This is a genomic window from uncultured Parabacteroides sp., from assembly GCF_947855115.1.
Lineage (GTDB): Bacteria > Bacteroidota > Bacteroidia > Bacteroidales > Tannerellaceae > Parabacteroides.
This window is the reverse complement of sequence record NZ_CANTZW010000018.1, coordinates 41,408-61,614: the sequence shown is the minus strand read 5'-3', so window position 1 is coordinate 61,614 and position 20,207 is coordinate 41,408. Positions and strand designations below refer to the sequence as shown.

Annotated in this window: 15 protein-coding genes; 5 read left to right on the top strand and 10 right to left on the bottom strand. The window is 49.3% G+C overall.

Features of this window, described 5'->3' with window-relative positions; genetic code table 11:
* Nucleotide 1 precedes the first annotated feature (1 nt).
* Nucleotides 2–808, bottom strand: a complete 807-nt coding sequence (locus Q0110_RS11940) for a helix-turn-helix domain-containing protein (protein WP_297906415.1) — start codon at nucleotides 806–808, stop codon at nucleotides 2–4.
* 93 nt (nucleotides 809–901) lie between these two features.
* Complete coding sequence (locus tag Q0110_RS11935; protein ID WP_297906413.1) at nucleotides 902–1,375, bottom strand: Lrp/AsnC family transcriptional regulator; 474 nt, start codon at nucleotides 1,373–1,375, stop codon at nucleotides 902–904.
* Between the two features lie 163 nt (nucleotides 1,376–1,538).
* On the opposite strand from Q0110_RS11935, the gene Q0110_RS11930 reads away from it, so the two are divergent.
* Nucleotides 1,539–2,411, top strand: coding sequence for a DMT family transporter (locus Q0110_RS11930; protein WP_297906411.1), 873 nt, complete (start codon nucleotides 1,539–1,541; stop codon nucleotides 2,409–2,411).
* A gap of 75 nt (nucleotides 2,412–2,486) precedes the next feature.
* Here the strand turns inward: Q0110_RS11930 and Q0110_RS11925 are convergent, their stop codons facing one another.
* The gene (locus tag Q0110_RS11925) at nucleotides 2,487–3,464 is read right to left on the bottom strand and encodes a type I phosphomannose isomerase catalytic subunit (protein WP_297906409.1); all 978 of its coding nucleotides are present in this window, start codon (nucleotides 3,462–3,464) and stop codon (nucleotides 2,487–2,489) included.
* Nucleotides 3,465–3,486: 22 nt separating this feature from the next.
* Complete coding sequence (locus Q0110_RS11920) at nucleotides 3,487–5,505, bottom strand: alpha amylase C-terminal domain-containing protein (RefSeq protein ID WP_297906407.1); 2,019 nt, start codon at nucleotides 5,503–5,505, stop codon at nucleotides 3,487–3,489.
* A gap of 98 nt (nucleotides 5,506–5,603) precedes the next feature.
* Here Q0110_RS11920 and Q0110_RS11915 point away from each other — a divergent pair, with 98 nt between their 5' ends.
* The gene (locus Q0110_RS11915) at nucleotides 5,604–7,892 is read left to right on the top strand and encodes a cation:proton antiporter (protein ID WP_366139666.1); all 2,289 of its coding nucleotides are present in this window, start codon (nucleotides 5,604–5,606) and stop codon (nucleotides 7,890–7,892) included.
* Nucleotides 7,893–7,922: 30 nt separating this feature from the next.
* Entirely contained in the window at nucleotides 7,923–8,507 is a 585-nt protein-coding gene (locus Q0110_RS11910) for a nitroreductase family protein (RefSeq protein ID WP_297906403.1), read from the top strand.
* Between the two features lie 2 nt (nucleotides 8,508–8,509).
* Here the strand turns inward: Q0110_RS11910 and Q0110_RS11905 are convergent, their stop codons facing one another.
* From Q0110_RS11905 to Q0110_RS11895, 3 genes are all read right to left on the bottom strand, one after another.
* Nucleotides 8,510–11,491: an AAA family ATPase gene (locus tag Q0110_RS11905; protein ID WP_297906402.1), complete on the bottom strand. Its 2,982-nt coding sequence runs from the start codon at nucleotides 11,489–11,491 to the stop codon at nucleotides 8,510–8,512.
* On the bottom strand, nucleotides 11,488–12,738 hold the full coding sequence (locus Q0110_RS11900) for an exonuclease SbcCD subunit D (protein WP_297906400.1): 1,251 nt from the start codon (nucleotides 12,736–12,738) through the stop codon (nucleotides 11,488–11,490). The genes Q0110_RS11905 and Q0110_RS11900 overlap by 4 nt, the downstream gene beginning before the upstream one ends.
* 323 nt (nucleotides 12,739–13,061) lie before the next feature.
* On the bottom strand, nucleotides 13,062–13,508 hold the full coding sequence (locus Q0110_RS11895; protein WP_297906398.1) for a DNA-binding protein: 447 nt from the start codon (nucleotides 13,506–13,508) through the stop codon (nucleotides 13,062–13,064).
* A 210-nt stretch (nucleotides 13,509–13,718) separates the two neighbouring features.
* Here Q0110_RS11895 and Q0110_RS11890 point away from each other — a divergent pair, with 210 nt between their 5' ends.
* A complete protein-coding gene (locus tag Q0110_RS11890; protein WP_297906396.1) occupies nucleotides 13,719–16,007 on the top strand; it encodes an NADP-dependent malic enzyme in 2,289 nt (762 codons plus the stop codon).
* Nucleotides 16,008–16,247: 240 nt separating this feature from the next.
* Here the strand turns inward: Q0110_RS11890 and Q0110_RS11885 are convergent, their stop codons facing one another.
* From Q0110_RS11885 to Q0110_RS11875, 3 genes are read right to left on the bottom strand one after another with little or no spacing between them, the layout of a single operon-like run.
* Nucleotides 16,248–17,150 (bottom strand): D-isomer specific 2-hydroxyacid dehydrogenase family protein, encoded by a 903-nt coding sequence (locus tag Q0110_RS11885; RefSeq protein ID WP_297906394.1) that lies wholly within the window; start codon nucleotides 17,148–17,150, stop codon nucleotides 16,248–16,250.
* 24 nt (nucleotides 17,151–17,174) lie between these two features.
* Complete coding sequence (locus Q0110_RS11880) at nucleotides 17,175–17,654, bottom strand: DUF456 domain-containing protein (RefSeq protein ID WP_297906392.1); 480 nt, start codon at nucleotides 17,652–17,654, stop codon at nucleotides 17,175–17,177.
* 29 nt (nucleotides 17,655–17,683) lie between these two features.
* Nucleotides 17,684–18,667: a virulence protein RhuM/Fic/DOC family protein gene (locus tag Q0110_RS11875; protein ID WP_297906390.1), complete on the bottom strand. Its 984-nt coding sequence runs from the start codon at nucleotides 18,665–18,667 to the stop codon at nucleotides 17,684–17,686.
* A gap of 95 nt (nucleotides 18,668–18,762) precedes the next feature.
* On the opposite strand from Q0110_RS11875, the gene Q0110_RS11870 reads away from it, so the two are divergent.
* Nucleotides 18,763–20,169 (top strand): TolC family protein, encoded by a 1,407-nt coding sequence (locus Q0110_RS11870; RefSeq protein ID WP_297906388.1) that lies wholly within the window; start codon nucleotides 18,763–18,765, stop codon nucleotides 20,167–20,169.
* The last annotated feature ends 38 nt before the right edge of the window (nucleotides 20,170–20,207 follow it).

Genomic DNA, 20,207 nt, shown 5'->3' with positions numbered 1-20,207 from the left:
GTTATTCCGAGAAATAATCGGAATAAGGAGCGCATACGGAAAGATACTCCGTCGGTGTATAACCCGAAAACAACCTGAACTCCTTTATCATATGCGACTGGTCTGAGAATCCGCATTCATAAGCCAACTGAGCGAACGAGATGGATGGATCTTGCTGTATCGTAAACAAAGCCCGTTGCATCCTTATAATACGGACAAACTCTTTTGGCGCAGCTCCCACATAATCCAAGAAAACCCGGTTGAATTGCTTGGGGCTGAGGCATGCGGTTTCCGATAGCCCGGAAATATTTATTTTCGCTTGCTTATTTATTTTATGGAGGACAGCGGATATTCGTCTTAAGTTATACTCATATTCTTCGAGCATGCGCAGACGGCGAATCAGAAACTGTTCGATCAAGCAGATACAAGCATCGTGATTGTCTGCCTCTATCACCCTTCTGGATAAAATTGATAATTCCAGATCTTCTATGTCATCCAAGGCGATAAGTTCTCCATAAAATAACTTAAGGGGAAGTTGAAGGATGGCTCTCGCCGCGTGGGGCTGGAATACAACCGTGATCATTTCAATCTTTCCAGCCGACATCACATCTGAAAAATTGAGACATTGCCCACAGATGAATGCCCGAGGCTGTGATTCTGTTTTTCCTACCAATAAAAGCCTTTTACCTCTATGAAATACCAATTGTATGCAGCCGGTAGGCAAAGTTCGTTCGGATACAGGAATATCCGCACTATCTTCCAATATCCAATAATATCTCACATAAGGAGTTAATACGTGAATGGGCTTTATTATCTCAAATGACTGCATCTTATAAAAACTAAATTATTGAGGCAAATATAAATGGCCCACGATCAATTCCATAGTAAAAAAGAGACATTCTATTGTGACATGGAATGTCACTCAACCGTTTTTAGGTATATTCAAAACCGTAGTATGCTTAATCTCATTGAGCACAAAAGAACTTTGCATTTTCACGATACCATGTACCTTGGTCAATTTCTCAAACACAAACCGATTATAGGCGTCTAAATCCTTAAGAACCACTTTCACAAAGAAATCATAAATACCTCCCGTCGAATAACATTCCATTATTTCGTCGATATTCCGTATTTCTTCCTTGAAACGTTCTATGTGCTCATCATCGTGAACGGCTAAAGATACATTACAAAAAACAATCAAGGGTAATCCTATTTTCTTATTGTCGACCAATGCTACATACCCTTTTATATACCCTTCGTTCTCCAAACGTTTGATCCGCTCGTAAATAGGGGTTTTGGAAATATGAAGCCTTTCCGAAAGCTCTTTCGTGTTGATCTTCGCGTCCTTTTGCAAAGAATGGAGAATCTCAATATCTGTCTCATCAAGCAGTGCCATAGTTTTTTTTCCTGTTTTATTTGATTTAACATTCCCGAATCAGGATTATAGAATACAAAACAGGACAAAAATAGGAAAATTATCGTATGTAAGTTTGACATATAGGAAAACAATCTTCTTTAGATAACTTTGCAGCAAATAAAAATCTAATTCCAACACAATTATGTTTAAAAGCGAAAATCTTCTGTTCCATTGTATCGCCATATTGACAGTCATTATATGGGGAACCACGTTTGTCTCCACAAAAATACTGATCAATACAGGATTATCGCCGGTAGAGATATTGTTATATCGCTTCGTACTCGCATATTTCTGTATTTTGACAATAGCGCATCAGCGCTTGTGGGCTAATCATGTAAAAGATGAGTTTCTATTGTTCCTATCCGGGTTGTGTGGAGGTTCCTTGTACTTCATCGCGGAGAATACCGCATTAGGTATCACATTGGCATCCAACGTTTCATTATTGATCTGCACGGCACCAATCATCACAACGGTATTATCACATTTATTTTACAAAGAGCCTCTCAAGAAAAGATTATTATACGGATCTTTAGTTGCCTTATTCGGGGTGGGGTTAGTAGTCTTTAACGGTAGTGTCCTTTTAAAAATGAACCCGCTTGGCGATTTCCTTACTTTAGTGGCCGCTACGATGTGGGCCTTTTACTGCCTTATTTTAAGACGCCTGAGTCGTTCTTATCCCACCTTATTCATCACACGAAAAGTATTTTTCTATGGAATACTTTCTCTCCTCGTCTATTTCACGATCTTCCCCCTAACTATCGACATTGAGTTATTGAAACTACCAATCGTGTATTTAAATATATTATTTCTGGGTGTTATCGCCTCAATGCTTTGTTATATCATGTGGAATACGGCAGTCAGGGCTCTCGGGGCCTCCAAGACCACTAATTATATTTATATTGTCCCCTTGATCACCCTTCTAACCTCCGCTATTTTTCTATCGGAGACTATCACGATAGCCTCTGGTATTGGGGCTTTAGCCATTATCAGTGGGGTTTATATCGCAGAGAGATGAGGACAAAAAAAGAGGGTGAATTCCATTTGAGAACACTCAGAATTCACCCCCCCTTGCTATTTTAACGGTACAATATTATTGTCCGATATAAGTCTCCATGAACTTAGCGCCCGGAGCCGGAGAGATGGTTACCACCTCCGTGTCGGCCGGGATCAAGACGGTCTGGCCTTGATGCACAAAAATCTCATTTCCTTTATTATCACGGATGGAAGCCTTACCTGCCATACAGATATAAACGACAAAAGAATCCAACTCCGAGAAGTTACGAACCATGATCGTATCCAGATCCAAAAGGTTTGTCGTGAAATACTTACAGTCTGCCAACTCTACCGTAGCGTTCGTATGACCTTTGTAATGAGTGCGGTAATCCGGATACAACGTATAATCGATAGCGTCTTTCGCCAACTCCGTATGTAATTCACGGCCATTGCCATTCGCATCCTTACGGTTGTAATCGTAAATACGATATGTGATATTACTGGTCTGCTGGATCTCAGCGATGAAGCAACCCGCTCCAATCGCATGTACACGTCCTGCCGGCAAGAAGAATACATCACCTTCATTTACATCGTAGCGCTGAAGTACATCCATGATCGTATTGTTCTCCACTCGCTTCACGTATTCCTCCGCATCGATTTGCTCAGAGAAGCCGGAATACAAGCCGGCGCCTTTCTCTGCCTTGATCACATACCACATCTCCGTCTTACCAAAAGAGTTGTGACGCTTTTTCGCCAACTCGTCATCCGGGTGAACTTGAATGGATAAATTATCACGGGCATCGATAAACTTGATAAGCAATGGGAAAGTCGTCCCGAATCTCTCCATCACTTTCTCACCCAGCAAATCCTTGCCATAAGAACGGATCAACTCATCCAAAGACTTGCCTTCCAACTCGCCATTATCAACGATTGAATAATTTCCCTCGACATGAGAAAGCTCCCAGCTCTCGCCAACGCCATTCTCTACCGGAGTAATACCCTTAAACGGGCAGATATCTGAACCGCCCCAAATCACCTTTTTGAGGATCGGCTTAAATGTAAATGGATATAACATAACGTGTTTTGTGTATAGAGTTTTACTTTTTGGCCTTCACTTTCCTTAATACGACGGCGCTACGTGCCGGGATATAAAGTTTCAGCCATTCTTTCTTTTCTTTCTTATATAACGGATCAAGTTGCGTAAAATGCCTTATGGTATCATCGGCCAAGCCAAATCCCCCGAAACAGGGAGCATCGGTGTTCAGCACGACCTCATATTCTCCTTTCGGCACCAAGAAACCATAATCCGTAAACGATTTCGTAGGGTTAAAATTGAATACGAAGACCAAGTCCTTACGCATATAAGCCAATATCTGATCGCCATCATTGTCCCAGACCTTTTGAATAGGAGTATCCTGGAAATTCTTCACGCCTCCGATCAATTCCAGCATCTCACGATCGAAATCACCCAAGAAATGATATTTCAAATCCAAATTGTCTACCAAGTTCCATTGGCGACGGGCGTATTTATAAGACCATCCATTCCCCTCCCTTGGGAAATCGATCCATTCCGGATGCCCGAACTCATTTCCCATGAAGCTCAGATAACCACCATTGATGGTAGAAGCCGTAACCAAACGGATCATTTTATGCAAGGCGATACCTCTATCTACCATAAAATTATGATCATCTTTTTGCATATGCCAGTACATATCGGCATCGATCAGGCGGAAAATGATCGTCTTATCGCCCACCAAAGCCTGGTCGTGGCTCTCGGCGTAACTGATCGTCTTCTCATCGGAACGACGGTTCGTGGTCTCCCACCAGATCGAAGACGGATGCCAATCCTCATCTTTCTTTTCCTTGATCATCTTGATCCAATAATCCGGGATATTCATGGCCATACGGTAATCAAAACCATAACCACCATCTTCCACCTTGGCGGCTAAGCCCGGCATACCACTCACCTCCTCGGCGATCGTTATAGCGTTAGGGTTCACCTCATGGATCAACTTATTGGCCAAGGTAAGATAGGCGATAGCGTCACCATCTTGGCAACCATTAAAATAATCGCCATAATTACAGAAAGCCTCACCTAAGCCGTGGCTGTAATAAAGCATGGAAGTAACGCCATCGAAACGGAAACCATCGAACTTATACTCTTCCAGCCAAAACTTACAATTCGACAAAAGGAAATGAAGCACCTCGTTTTTTCCATAATTGAAGCATAGAGAATCCCATGCCGGATGCTCACGGCGTTCGCCACTCAGGAAATATTGGTCATACGAACCGTCGAAGCGGCCTAATCCCTCCACCTCGTTCTTTACGGCATGGCTATGCACGATGTCCATGATCACGGCGATGCCCATCCCGTGCGCCTCATCGATCAGTTGTTTCAGCTCGTCCGGCGTACCGAAACGGGAAGAAGCGGCGAAGAAGCTACTTACATGATAGCCGAACGATCCGTAATAAGGATGTTCCTGTATAGCCATGATCTGGATAGCGTTATAACCGTCCTTCGCTACGCGAGGCAATATATTTTGACGGAACTCATTATAAGTCCCCACCTTCTCCTCATTGGTACTCATACCGATATGGCACTCATAAATCAAAAGGGGAGACTTTTTAGGTTTGAATCGTTTATTCTTGAATTTATAGGGTTTCTCCGGGTCCCATACCTGAGCGCTGAATATCTTGGATTGTTCATCTTGCACGACCCGGCGAGTCCACGCGGGAATACGCTCTCCGCTGCCCCCGTCCCACTCGACCAGCAACTTAAACAAATCCTCATGGTGCATCTGCGCGCCACTCAAAGCGATCTCCCATACGCCATTCGCCTTACGTTTAAGCTTGTACTTATTATCCTTCTGCCATCCGTTGAATGTACCGATCAAATAAATAGCGGTGGCATTCGGCGCCCATTCGCGAAACACCCAGCCTTTCGTGGTTTTGTGTAACCCAAAATAAAGGTATCCGGAAGCCATCTCGGATAAGGTCTGTTTACCATTATTCGTCAGGTTCTTTTCTTTATCAATCACGTATTGATACCGGCCTTCTATAGCCGCCTCATAAGGGGCTAGCCACGGGTCATTTTTTATCAGATTTAGAGACTCCATGATTTATTATAATTTGGTTCTCGGCAAAGATAAAAGAAAAAAACATACCCATTGATAATATTAGGATATTTCTTATATTCGCGGTAAACCGTACAATGATGAGCAAGGGAACAAAAAGTATAGCCTTTTACCTAATGATAATCCTCTTTTTCGGTTCGCTGATGTACTTTATCGCCAAAGAAGGAGAAAGTCGGCAACTGGAAAACTCTATAGCGTCCATCCAAAATGCACCTAGTAATTTACAAGAGGGGTTTACCTTATTTTCTCAATTATTAGTACATAATATCGAATCTTCCATAGGAATTCTACTTTTACAAATCATTACGATATTGCTCACGTGCCGTTTGTTCGGTTGGTTATTCCTGAAGATCGGGCAACCTACAGTCATCGGTGAAATCGTAGCCGGAATCGTGCTGGGGCCGTCCGTATTAGGTAATTTATTCCCGGAGGCTTCCGCATTCCTTTTTCCTATAGAATCGCTGGCGAATATAAATATGTTGAGTCAATTCGGACTTATACTTTTTATGTTCGCCATCGGGATGGAGCTTAACCTCTCCGAGGTGAGAAAAAAGCTAAATGAAACCATATTAATTAGTCATACCAGTACGATCGTTCCCTTCTTTTGCGGTATGTTAACCGCCTATTTCGTATACGACAAATACGCGGATAAGACAACCCCATTCCTCTCCTTTGCCTTGTTTATAGGTATCGCCATGAGCATTACCGCCTTTCCCGTATTGGCACGTATTATCCAAGAAAAAGGGCTTACCAAGACGCATCTGGGTACCATCTCGCTAGCGAGCGCGGCGAATGGGGATATCACCGCTTGGTGCTTGCTGGCGGTTGTCATCGCGATCGCACAGGCAGGGTCGATGCTAAGTGCCGTCTACAATATCTTGTTCTCGGTTCTTTACATAGCGTTTATGTTTTTGGCGGTACGGCCATTCCTGCGGATGATCGGACATATCTACCATAATAAAGAGGTGATCGACAAAGGGCTGGTCGCTTTCATCTTCTTGCTATTGATTACCTCGGCTTATCTGACGGAGATATTGGGATTGCATGCCTTGTTCGGCGCTTTTATCGCCGGGGTGGTGATGCCGGGAAATATCAAGTTCCGCAAGATCATGACCGAGAAAGTAGAAGATGTATCCCTTGCGCTTTTCCTCCCCTTATTCTTCGTATCTACCGGATTACGTACGGAAATAGGTCTTCTAAACAAGCCTGAGTTATGGTGGCTATGCCTTATCTTCATTGTAGTGGCCATCGCGGGGAAGTTCGGGGGAGCGATGTTCTCTGCCCGGTTCGTGGGTGAGAGCTGGAAGGATAGCTTATACATAGGGGCGCTCATGAACACCCGCGGGTTGATGGAGCTGGTCGTACTGACGATCGGGTACGAGATGGGGATATTGACGCCTTCCGTATTCGTGATCTTAGTGCTAATGACGCTGGTCACCACTTTTATGACAACACCGCTGGTCTCATTCATCAAGTTCTGTTACCGAACGCACGATAAGCTGATGGAGCAGAAAGAGAGAAGGCCGTTGGAGGGTATATTCAAGGTACTGCTATCCTTCGGACGGGCCGGAAACGGACAGATCATGCTGGACGTGGCCTACCAGATGTTCGCCCAAGGCAAAAACAAGCTGGAGCTCACGGCGCTGCACCTGACGGTTGGCTCGGACGTAAACCCGCTACATACGGATAATTTCGAGGAAGTCAGCTTCGGCCCAATCCTTTACGGGGCCAAGAAGCTGGGTATTCAGATACAGACCCGCTACGAGGTATCGAACAACGCCGGAGTGGATATTTGCAGCATCGTAAACAACGAGGGGTATGATTTCCTTCTGGTCGGTTCCGGGATATCGATGAGCAACACGCCGGACGATATAGCGGCAAGCCATTACCGGGCCTCTTTTTACAACCGTTATTTCAAACGTTTCAAGGCTCCGGAATCCTGGTTTTATCCGGGGGCCTTATTGAAAGACAAGACGAAGATGTTTATCGAGCAAAGCAATTGCCCGGTAGGTGTATTCGTGAACCGGAATTTCGTCAAGGCATCGAACGTGATCGTAGTTATCGACTCCGAGGAGGACTTATTCCTGTTGGGATATGCCCAGACCTTATTGAAGTCCACACACGGCTCGGCCAGCGTACTTGATAAATCCAGCAGTACGACCCCAGGGAACGAGGCGATCAAGGAAGGAATCCAGCGCTTCACGGAAGACGTGAAGCAGACCACGCTTCTACGAGAGAAAGACCTTACGCCCCAGTTATTCAACAGCTTCAACTTCATGCTGATCAGTTATAAGACATGGAACGATGTCTCCGAGCACCGGAAAGAAGCCTTGCAGAAGATGCCTTCTACGTTGATATTAAGTAAATAATCCGTTATAAATCCATATAAACCCGTCTTTATGAGAATCTATCTTTTCTTCTTGATCGCCACTTTCCTAGTGAGTTGTTCCTCTACGGAAAGCCAACGGCAGGAACCAGAAAACCAGACCTTGGAAACGATACTCAATCGTAAAAGCGTACGTAAGTATAAGGATCGCCCGGTAGAAAAAGAAAAGATAGACAAACTGATACGGGCCGGAATGGCCGCCCCCTCCTCCCGTGACAGGCGACCTTGGGAATTCATTATCGTAACCGACCGGAAAGCCTTGGATACGATGGCCGAAGGCCTCCCCTTCGCCCGGATGCTGAAAGAAACGAGGCAAGCGATCGTTGTTTGCGGCGATACCGTCAAATCCTCCAACGCTTGGTTTCTGGATTGTTCCGCGGCCTCACAGAACCTACTACTCGCCGCAGAATCCATGGGATTGGGAGCCGTATGGACGGCTGTTTATCCCTATCCGGACCGGATCGAGATCGTACGGAAAGAGCTTCGGCTACCGGATCATATCATGCCGTTGAACGTCATACCCGTAGGATACCCTATGCAGAAAGAGACACCCAAAAACAAATACAACGCCCAACAGATCCATCACAATGGCTGGTAAAGCTATATGACTTCCAGATAACTCCGTCCGTTTCCCGCCCGGTTCACCCGGATCTGTACGGGAATACGTTCCGTCATTTCCTGCACGTGCGAGATCACGCCGATCTTGCGTCCTTGCGTACGCAGGCTCTCCAAGGCATCCATAGCGACCCGTAACGTCTCCGCATCCAAAGAGCCGAAGCCTTCATCGATAAACAGGCTTTCTACCTTCATCCGGTTCGAGGAGAGCGAGGACAAGCCTAGCGCCAAAGCCAGCGAGACCAAGAAAGACTCCCCTCCGGAAAGGCTATGCACGGTACGGATCTCGTCGCACATATCCTGGTCGATCACCTGCAAGGCCAAGGTATCCGGCACACGCTCCAGCCGGTAACGCCGGGATAGTTGCCGCAATTGCACATTCGCGTAACTCAACAAGACATCCAAGGTGTAGCCTTGAGCGATCCTACGGAACTTAGCGCCATCCGCCGAGCCTGCCAATTCATTCAGCTTCGCCCAACGCTCGCTCACCGCCCTCCGTTCCGAGAGTTCTTGCTGGAAACCGGCTATCTTCCGTTTATTCTCCTCGTGCGTACGCAGACGGAAGCTACATTCGGACTTTTGCGCAGTTATCTCCGACAGGGATTCCTCCAGCGTCTTGCCTTCGGAGGTCGCTTGATAAGCAGTCATCCAGTTATCCAGCTCCTGCCGGCGTACGGAAAGGACCGCAGAAGTCTCCATCAGATCCTTCTTGATCTGTTCCGTCATTCCCCGGTATTGCTCCACCTCGCCGGCATGCCTCGTCGTACTTTCTTGTAACTGCTTCAAATGGCTCTTCAAGGCTTCCACCCGTTCGTGGAAGGCACGTTCCACTTGGTCGGCGGGCTGGCCTCCCAAAAGGAGATTCCGTTCCGAGCGCAAGCGGGCATAGGTTTGATCCTTCTCGTCGTAGGCTTTCGCGGCGTCCTCGTATTGCTTGCGCAAGGGAGGAAGAAAAGCCTCGTAGGACTCCCGTTCCGCTTGATGGGCGCTTCGCTCCCGTTCCAGTTCCCGCAGGCGTTCCCTGTTGGCTTGCCACTGGCGGGCGAAATCCGTCAAGGTCTCCCGGAAGCTTTCCGGGTCCTTGTTCCAGCCCGCCTGCCATGCGTCGTTCCCGAACAGGGCGTTAGCGGCAGACAGGGATTGGGATAGCTTCTCCTGTTGCTCCCGCTTATCCAATTCTTCCCGTTCGATCTGCTCGGACAGGGATTGTAGCTGGTTCCTTAATTCCGTCCGTGCGTTCTCGTCGGCGGCGATTTGTTTATGCAGTTCCAGTTCTTTCTGTTGTAGGGCAGCCAATTGTTTCGCATAAGCCTCCTGCCGTTCTTTACGGTCGAGAAGCCGCTTGAGGCGCAGAGTAGCTTCCGAGATACGATCCGCCAAGGCCAACAGACGCTCGTGCGCCTCATGAGAGGCGAAAGGATGCTCAAGGCTTCCACAGACCGGGCAAGGCGTTCCGGCGGTCAGCTTATCCCGCAGGCTTTTGATGTCACCGGTCGTTACGAACTGGGCTTGCTCCAGCAATAAGCGCTCCCGCTCCACACGGCAGGTCTCAATCGACCGATCCAAAGCCTCCGGTTCCAATTCCTTAAGGGCAAGCGCTATGGATTTCCGCTCTTCCTCGATCTTTACCTGTTCCTTGGCGTGCGCCTCCGCTTCCCGCCGCAAGGATTGTCCTCGTACCTCCAACCGCTGGATTTTCTGCCGGATAGCTAGCGAGGTCTTGTCGGACCGCTCGACCGCCCGGCGAGCCGTGAGGCAGGTATCCAGATAGATCAATAAGGCCGACAGTTGTTCGGCGATCCCCTCCTTGCTCCGGTATCGTTCGCGCCACGCCGTCTGCTTGTCCCACTCTTCCGAGGCTTTTTTCTGCTGCTCCTCCACCTTCCGGAGTTTCTCTTCCACCTCCTGTTTCCGGCGGGAGAACTCCTTCATCCGTTCGTCGGCCTCGTAACGGGCTTTCAAGGCCGATTCCAGTTGCACGTCCAGTTTCCGTGCCTGTTGTAATTCCAGTCGCAAGCGCTTAGACTCCTCGTCCGTCCTCGCCAATCGCACCTCTCCTTGCTCATACTCCTTCCTCGCAGTTTCCAGCGATACCAACGCCCGTTCCAAGAAATGGGCGTTCTCCTCCCGCTGTTTTTCCTTCGAGGCGATCTGGACCTCGGCCGCTTTCACGGCCTCCCGCAGGCTTTGCCGCTCGACCTTCGCCTTCTCCAAACGGACCAGTTCCCCCTCCAAGACCGAAAGACGGGCTTGGGAGGCTTCCACCTCCTCCTCCGGAAGAAGCTCTATGCCTTGTACACGGGCGTATAGCTGCTCGTAGGCCTCCTTCGCCTCGGCGTTCTTGGCGAAGATCCGGCGGGAGATCTCCGAGTATTGCTCCGTACCGGTCAGTTTCTCCAGCAAAGAGGCTTTCTCGCCTTGCTCCGTTTTCAGGAAAGTAGAGAAATCGTTTTGGGCCAAGAGCACCGAGCGGGTGAACTGATCGAAAGTCAGGCCGATCAGCTCGACGATACGGGCTTGCAGGTCCTTGTTGGTTCCCGGCTCCTCTTTCCCGGCATCTATATTATATAATGTAAGGCGAGCGGCCTGCAAACGCCCGCTTTCCTTCTCCCGTGCCCGGGATACGGACCAGCGGCTGCGATACCGGCATCCGTTCAGCGCCACGAAATCTACCTCCGCATACCCCGAGGCCGTCCCACGGCGTAAGAGAAAGCGGGGGTCGCTTTGCGGCAACACATCCTCTTGCACGTCCCTCAGCCGCACGTTATTCTCCTTCGCCAGCTCCGTCCGGGGCGTGCGGGAGAAAAGGGCGAGGCACATGGCATCCAGCAACGTGGATTTTCCCGCCCCTGTAGGGCCGGATATAGCGTAGATACCCGCCGAAGCCAAAGGCTCCTCCGTAAAATCAATGGAAAACTCTCCTTCCAGCGACGCCAAGTTGCGTCCTCTGATCGCCAGCACTCTCATAGCTCTACCTCCCTCATCACCTCATTAAACAATGTCTCTATCTCCTCGGGCAACTCACCTCCGTATCTCACGGCAAACGTATGCCTCAGCATATCCAACGGGGCTATCTTTTGCAAATCATTATATGACAAGGACCTCTCCTCTGCCTCCCCTTCCCGCCGGGGATATGAAGGGACGATCGAGGTGAGGCGGACCGCCTTCCTTACCAACGCCTCCTCCACCCGATGACGGAACGTAGGGTCCGGCTCCGTCAGCAAGACCCGTATCTCCAAGTAAGGCCAGCGGCTCTCGTCTTCGCTGTCTTCCTCCGGCTCCGGAAGCCCGTCGAGGCATCGCAAGACCTCCTCCGGCGGTAACGGGGATTCCGGCACACGTATCAGGTCCGCGACTCTCGGTATCCCGATCGCCTCGATCCTTGCGACATTCCCCTCCTCTATCTCCACGGCTATCACTTGATGCCGGTAGTTCTTCTCCGAAAACGACATAGGAAGCGGACTTCCGGCGTAACGTACGGACTCACGCCCGCCGATCCGCTGCGCCTTGTGGATATGCCCCAGTGCCGTATAAGCGATCCCGGCATCGAAAGTATCTGCGGATACGGACTCCAGCCCACCCATGATCGCACGCTCGCTCCGATCGTCCTCCGACAGCTCGGCTCCGGTGGCGTGTAAATGTCCCAAGGCCACGATCGCCTCGCTGGGATTCCTCCGGGCATCTGCGTAAGCGTAGAGATGCCGATACATCCGGCCGATACCAGCCACATACGAATCAGGCTCTCCCCCAGATGCCGCCGGGTAATCCCCTTGACGGAGGAAAGGTACCGCTAGGCAAAGCGCTTCCCGTTCTCCCGCACGGTTCCTCAATGGGACAACGAGCGATCCGAGGTCGATCTCCCCGGAATCCGTCCTCCCCACGATACCTACGATCGAGGTATTCAATTCCTCCAGCAAGGGATTCGGGGCTTCCAAGCGGATAGCGGAATCGTGGTTACCGGCGATGATCACGATCTGCAAACCCGGATTCAGGCGGTTCGCCTCCCGCAGGAAACGATAGAAACGGCGTTGCGCCCCGGCAGAAGGGTTCGCCACGTCGAACACGTCGCCGGCGATCAACAGGACATCCGTTTCCCGCTCCACCAATAGATTCGTCAGAAAACCGAGGAAAGCCTCGTGCTCCACCTCCCGGTCATAGCCGAAAAAGGTCTGGCCCAGATGCCAGTCGGCCGTATGGATAAGTTTCAATGCCATTTATCTTCTTCTATTTTGATCCGGCAAATGTACTTCTTTCCCTTCAGATATCAGATTTTGGCAAATCAAAAAAACGAACGATCAAGTATGTCCCGTATCCTCCTTCCAACATCCGTATGGATACATTCTTGTTCCTACGTAGATACATTGTCGTATCCGTACGGATACAAGAATACAGCCGTACGGATACACGGACGTACCCGTACAGGTACAAGGAAACAGCCGTAGAGATACACGCTCGTATCCGGGCAATAAAAAACCGGGATCCGGGCGGGTACATGTAAGTACCTGCCCGGATCCCGGCCCGCATCTATCTCCCTAGCTTATACCTCGTCCGGAGATTCCGAGTCGGAGCCACCAGAACCGCCCGGTCGTCCTTCCGCCAGCTTGTCCACCCAAGCGAAGGTAGCCTTCTGCAGATCGTTCTTGAACGCCTCGTCCGGCTGGAAATTCAGGTTTACGCTCTTGATGTTCCGAGCGTTCACCTCCTCCTTCGTGGAAACTCCTATACTGGAAATGGTGGCACTGAAACTACCCCAGTTACCCAATTTCACGCTCTCGCCTCCCATCAGCCTACGAAGCAAGATCTTACGAAGCTGACGGATGGCCATCATCGCCTCGGAAGGGTTCAGCGTCGTCTCATCGGCAAGTTCCATCGCCACCTGGGTTTCGTCCACTTGGGCGGTAGTTACTTGAGTTACATACCATTTCTTAGGCGCTTCCTTGTCCAACGGGTTTATCCGCTGCACAGGCTTTACTAGTATTGCCATGATAATTAGATTTATGGGCCTCTCTTGAACGGAGGCCCTGATTATTAAATCATCAAATATAACAATAGAGTTCCACTCTCGCAAGTTAAAACCGGATTACTATTCACGCTTTCTTAAAAACTATTTGTAAGCAAAAACTGACGAACTCATAATAATTTGTTACTTTTGCAACGGTTTTAAATAGGAACAACATAATTAATAAACATACCTATGGCAAAGATTACAAAAGAGGAGGCCCTTCGGTACCATGCCGAGGGCAAACCGGGTAAAATCGAGGTCATCCCTACAAAACCTCATAGTACGCAGACGGATCTATCCCTTGCCTACTCTCCGGGCGTAGCGGAACCTTGTCTGGAGATCGAGAAGAATCCGCACGACGCATACGAATATACGGCGAAAGGAAACTTGGTGGCGGTGATCTCTAACGGTACTGCCGTATTGGGGCTGGGTGATATAGGTCCCTTGGCCGGTAAACCGGTGATGGAAGGCAAAGGATTGCTATTCAAGATATTCGCGGGTATCGACGTGTTCGACATCGAGGTGAACGAGAAAGATCCGGAGAAGTTTATCCAGACCGTGAAGGCGATCTCGCCTACGTTCGGAGGAATCAACTTGGAGGATATCAAGGCGCCGGAGTGTTTCGAGATCGAGACTCGCCTGAAAAACGAGCTGGATATCCCCGTCATGCACGACGACCAACATGGAACGGCTATCATCTCGGGTGCCGGGCTGATCAATGCCTTGGAGATCGCCGGCAAGAAAATCGAGGACGTGAAGATCGTGGTGAACGGTGCCGGAGCCGCCTCGATCTCATGTACAAAATTGTACGTGATGTTAGGCGCACGCAAGGAGAATATCGTCATGTGCGACAGCAAGGGAGTTATCTCTACCAGCCGCACGGACTTGAACGCCGCCAAGCGGGAGTTCGCTACCGACCGTCCGATCAAGACCTTGCAGGAGGCCGTGGTGGGAGCCGACGTATTTTTGGGCCTTTCCGTGGCGAACGTATTGACCAAGGAGATGGTACGCAGCATGAACGCCGATCCGATCGTATTCGCCTTGGCGAACCCGAACCCGGAGATCTCCTACGCCGACGCCATGGCCTCACGGGATGATATCATCTTCGCTACCGGACGTTCCGACTATCCGAACCAGATCAACAACGTGCTGGGATTCCCTTACATTTTCCGCGGTGCCTTGGACACGCACGCCAAGGCGATCAACGAGGAGATGAAGCTGGCCGCCGTCTACGCCATCGCCGACCTTGCCAAGGAGCCGGTCCCCGACGTGGTAAACGCCGCCTATAAACTGAAACGCACCACTTTCGGACGCGACTATATCCTTCCGAAAGCGCTCGATCCCCGCTTGCTGACCCGTGTATCTTGCGCCGTGGCGAAAGCCGCTATCGACTCGGGCGTGTCTCGCAAGACGATCACCGACTGGGAGGGCTACGCCAACCATTTGCGTGAGATGATGGGATATGATAACAAACTATTGCGCTCGTTCACCGATATGGCGAAAGCGAACCCGAAACGGGTGGTATTCGCCGAGGCGAACCATGTGAATATGCTGAAAGCCGCCGCCGAGGCGAAAGCGGAAGGTATCTGTATCCCGATCCTGCTGGGTAACGAGGAGCGTCTGGCTAAGATCGCCGCCGAGGAGAATATCAGTCTGGACGGTATCGAGATCGTCAACCTCCGTCACGACCGTGAGACGGAACGCCGCCACCGCTACGCTCGTATCCTTTCTGAAAAGAAAGCGCGCGAGGGCGTGACTTACTCGGAGGCTTGCGAGAAGATGGTAGACCGGAACGCATTTGGTATGATGATGGTGGCTACCGGCGACGCCGACGCTTTCGTAACGGGTGTATACAGCCGCTACTCGGAGGTTACCAAGATGGCAGAGCAGATCATCGGTATCCGTCCGAGCTACAAGCATTTCGGTGCCTTGAACATCCTTACTTGCAAGAAGGGTACGTTCTTTATGGCTGATACGTTGATCAACCGTCACCCATCGGCCGAGGTATTGATCGATATCGCCCGCCTGACGCATGATGCCGTGAAGTTCTTCGCTCACGAGCCGGTGATGGCGATGTTGTCTTACTCGAACTTCGGTTCCGACAAGCAGGGTAGCCCGCTGAAAGTACATGAGGCGATCGATTTCTTGCATAAGACGTATCCGGATATGGTAGTGGATGGTGAGATGCAGGTAAACTTCGCTCTCGACAAGAAGCTGCGTGACGATATGTACCCGTTCAACAAGCTGAAAGGGCAAGACGTGAATACCTTGATCTTCCCGAACCTAAGCTCTGCCAACAGCGCATACAAGCTATTGGATACGCTAGGTATCACCGAGACGATCGGCCCGATCCAGATGGGATTGAACAAACCGATCCACTTCACCGACGTAGAAAGCTCTACCCGTGATATCGTGAACCTGACTACCGTAGCTGTCGTAGACGCTATCGTTCAGGAGCAGATCGAGAAAGAGAACAGATAGTAGGCAGTGTCACTAGCAGTCGTGGTGGTGGTTGTAGCGACCGTTATTGTAACAATCACTACCATCATAACGACCGCCATTAACAATAACGATTATCACTGTTGTTTTTGTTGTAGAGACGGGGCGTGCCCCGTCTCCCACCGATTGATAGTATTCTAAATTACCATTTTGATGGGATGAGACGGGGCACGCCCCGTCTCTACAATATAAAAACAACAGTGGTGATCGTTACAACAATAATTAGCGATATCCCCCCAAATAACTCTCAATATTAGCTATCACTTTCCGGGAAAGCCTTTGCATGCACTGTTCCGAATGGCCGGAAACCTTAGGCGTATATAACACATTATCGAATTGCGTCAAAGTATCCGCATAACTCCCGATACCCACCTCATCGCATAAGAAGAAGTTCCGTTTATGGGCACTAAGCCAACGTTGTAAATCCGGAACACGGAAAGTAGGCCCTACCGACGTATTGATCAATATCTTCAGATTACCGAACAAACTAAACTCGCCCGCCCCCAAAAGAATCGTATTACGAGGTAAGCAAGTACATAAAATATCCACCTCCGGCAGCAACTCCCGCAAAGGCAGGTAAGCGATACCGGCGGCCTCGGCATCCGGCTTACGAGTACGGCTGAAATAATAAACCTCCGCCCCCAAGAAGCGAAGAGCGTCAGCGATCATTCTCCCGGTCCGTCCTAATCCTATGATACCCACTTTTTGCCCGCCCAGCTCATACGCCTTATGTTTCCACTGTTTCCCGCCGAAACCATGCAACAGACGGACCAGCTCGCTAATAACATACTCCACGACTCCCTCATCGCCATAGTCGCGGATACCCAAGACCGTTATCCCCCGCTCACGTGCGGCGGCTATATCCACATTCGCACTAGACTCGCTATAAAGGGTACAGCACATCCCGATGTATTTGATATTCGGGCAAGCCTCGATCACATTCCTACGGATCTGTGTATTATAAGAGACAAGTACGCAATCAGCCTCCCCGATCCGGTTCACGGTCTCCTCATCCGTTTCCGGAATGCCGGTATAAAAAACGACCTCTTTTCCAAGCGTCTTCAAACGCTCCACTCCCCATGTATTCAATCCGGTAGAATCTACCACTACTATTTTCTCAAACATATCTTACTTTATTAATTACCATCTTCAATTAATTATCCCTCTCACAAAGCTATAAATAAAATAGCCACAAAGAGTGACTTTCAATACGACACTCAATAAAAAACCAGCGAATGCCCCGAAACCAGCCTTCAACGCATCCCCGGACGCCTTACCTCCTAAAAGTTCCCCAACGAAAGCCCCCACGAAAGGACCCAGCAAGATCCCCCAAGGCGGAAACACGAATATACCGGCCACGGTTCCCACGGCACATCCCCAATTCCCCCACTTGGACCCTCCGCTGTACTTAGTCCCCAGCATGGGCGTAACATAGTCCATCGCCTGCGCCAACACGACCAGTAATCCCCACACGACCAATTCCGTAACCGCAAATTCCGCATAGCCCGTAAAATGCAGCAGCCATAAAGCTAAATACGCCACCGGCGGTCCCGGCAAGACCGGCAAAAAACACCCCGCCAATCCCACCAACAAGCAAATAACGCCAAGTATAACCAATATGACATCCATACAGTCACTTTTTACTATAATCCTTTATTTCACCAATTCTCCTTATTAATCAAATTCACCACGACTTTCACCATCATATCTTTCTCCTCCGTCCGGCTTTCCGCAATCATCAAGGTTAAAGCGACCAATGTATTATCAGCGATACGTTTCGTTCCATCCGGATTATATAAGATTCCATTATTATCGAGAAACCACAAGAAAAGCGTCGCGGCTATACGCTTATTACCATCACTGAATGAATGATTTTTTGTAACCAGATAAAGAAGCATAGCCGCTTTTTCCTCTACCGATGGATAAAGATCCTCCCCACCAAAAGTTTGGTAAATCTGTCCGATAGAGCTTTTGAAAGAGCCGTCTTTCTCGTTCCCGAATAAATCACTTCCACCAAATTTACTTTTCAATCCTTGAATGGCCAACATCGCATTTTCATAGGTAGCCCTAAACCGTTGCTCATTTGTCGTCGAATGAATATCCAATTGCTGATAGTCATACTTATCCAGTGTATCTAAGGCGTAGGTATAGTCTATAACCACATCTAGTAACGTACGGCTTTCATCCGAGGAAAGAACCTCCTGACTCTTAACTGTACGACCGAGTACTTGTACAAGCAGCTTCAGTTCGTCGTATTTTTGTTGGGTCAGTTGTTTATTGACAGCGTAACCTTTAACAAGGTATTCTTTTAGGATTTTATTCGCCCAGATACGGAATTGCGTACCACGCTTAGACTTGACACGATAGCCGACCGAGATAATGACATCTAAATTATATACGGTTGTTTCATACAATTGATCCCTATCTACACCCATATGTGCAAATTTTGCACATGTGCTTTCTCGCTCTAACTCAGCTTCAATATACACATTTCTGATATGACGACCGATAACAGTCCGATCCTTTTGAAAAAGCTCCGCCATCTGCGCTTGTGTAAGCCACACCGTATCATTCTCCAATTTCACGTCAATTGAAGTCTCACCATCGGCTGTCCGATAAATAACGATCTTGCCATTTTCCATACGTTTTAGTTTTTAGGATATATAAATAGACAAAGATACAAACATTTCCCACCCTTAACTGTTTTGCTAAAAGCTAAATCTAAACATATATATTTATGCACAAACATTTACGCCTGACATGTTATGCTTTGTTGTGCTTGCTGGTGCCGATCGGGGTAATAGCACAGACAGAGCATACGTATTTAGACCGTGCCCTACCCGGGTCATGGTCTGAGGAAGGGAGTGATTTCCAGCAGACACTTCCTGTAGAAGATAATTGGTGGAGGAATTTTAAGGACCCGTTGCTGGATTCGCTGATAGAAGTAGCCGTGAAACAAAACTATTCCGTGCAAATGGCGATGGACAGGATCGCCATGGCGAAAGCCAACCTGCGGTCGGCACAAGGAAATTACTCGCCCACCCTAGGGCTTTCCACCGGATGGACACGGCAACAAAGTAGCGGCAATATCAATCAAGTACCCAAGGCGATCACCCAATATTCCAGCGCTACCGTAGATATGAACTGGGAGGTAGACGTATTCGGAAGTATCCGGAACCGGGTGAAAGCGGAGAAAGAGAATTTCGCCGCCTCGAAAGAGGAATACAACGCCGCCATGGTCTCCCTTTGCGCCCAAGTAGCCTCCTCCTACATCCATATGAGAGAGCTGCAACAAGAGGTAAAGGTGGCGCAACAGAACTGCCGCTCCCAACAGACCGTCGTACAGATCACCCAGAAACGGTACGAGACCGGGCTAGTCTCCAAACTGGATGTAGCGCAGGCGCAATCCGTATACTACAGCACGAAAGCCTCCCTGCCGATGTTGGAAGCCGGTATCATCCAATACGCGAACTCCTTGGCGATCCTGCTAGGCCTGTACCCTTCAGATCTGCAAAAGATCATGGAGACAGACGCTTCCTTGCCGGAATATATCGAGCCGGTCGGCGTAGGGTTGCCGGCAAACCTATTGCTACGCCGTCCGGATGTACGTGCGGCAGAACGACAAGTCAATGCGCTTGCCGCCTCCCTCGGGGCCTCTAAGTCCGATTGGTGGCCGAAAATATTCGTGAAAGGCTCGATCGGTTTCGCCTCCCACGACTTCGACAAGCTGGCGAATCACAATAGCCTGACCTACGAGATCGCCCCTACCCTTACGTGGAACTTCTTCCAAGGCACACAGAAAATACAGGCAACCCGGTTGGCGAAAGCCCAGTTGGACGAGTCGATCCGGCAATTCAACCAAACCGTGCTTACCTCCGTGCAGGAAGTGGATAACGCCATGAGCTCGTACAAGAACTCGATCAAGCAGATTGTAGCCCTCCGGGAAGTGGTAAACCAAGGGAAACAGACCTTGGATCTTTCCTTAGACCTCTATAAGCAGGGCCTTACGCCTTTCCAGAATGTACTGGACGCGCAACGCTCCCTCCTCACCTACCAGAACCAATTGACGCAGGCTCAAGGTAGCTCACTACTGAACTTGATACAGCTTTATCAATCATTGGGTGGAGGATGGAATCCTATGTAGGCCGTTCGATCCGATCGAACAAAAGCCCACTCAAACAA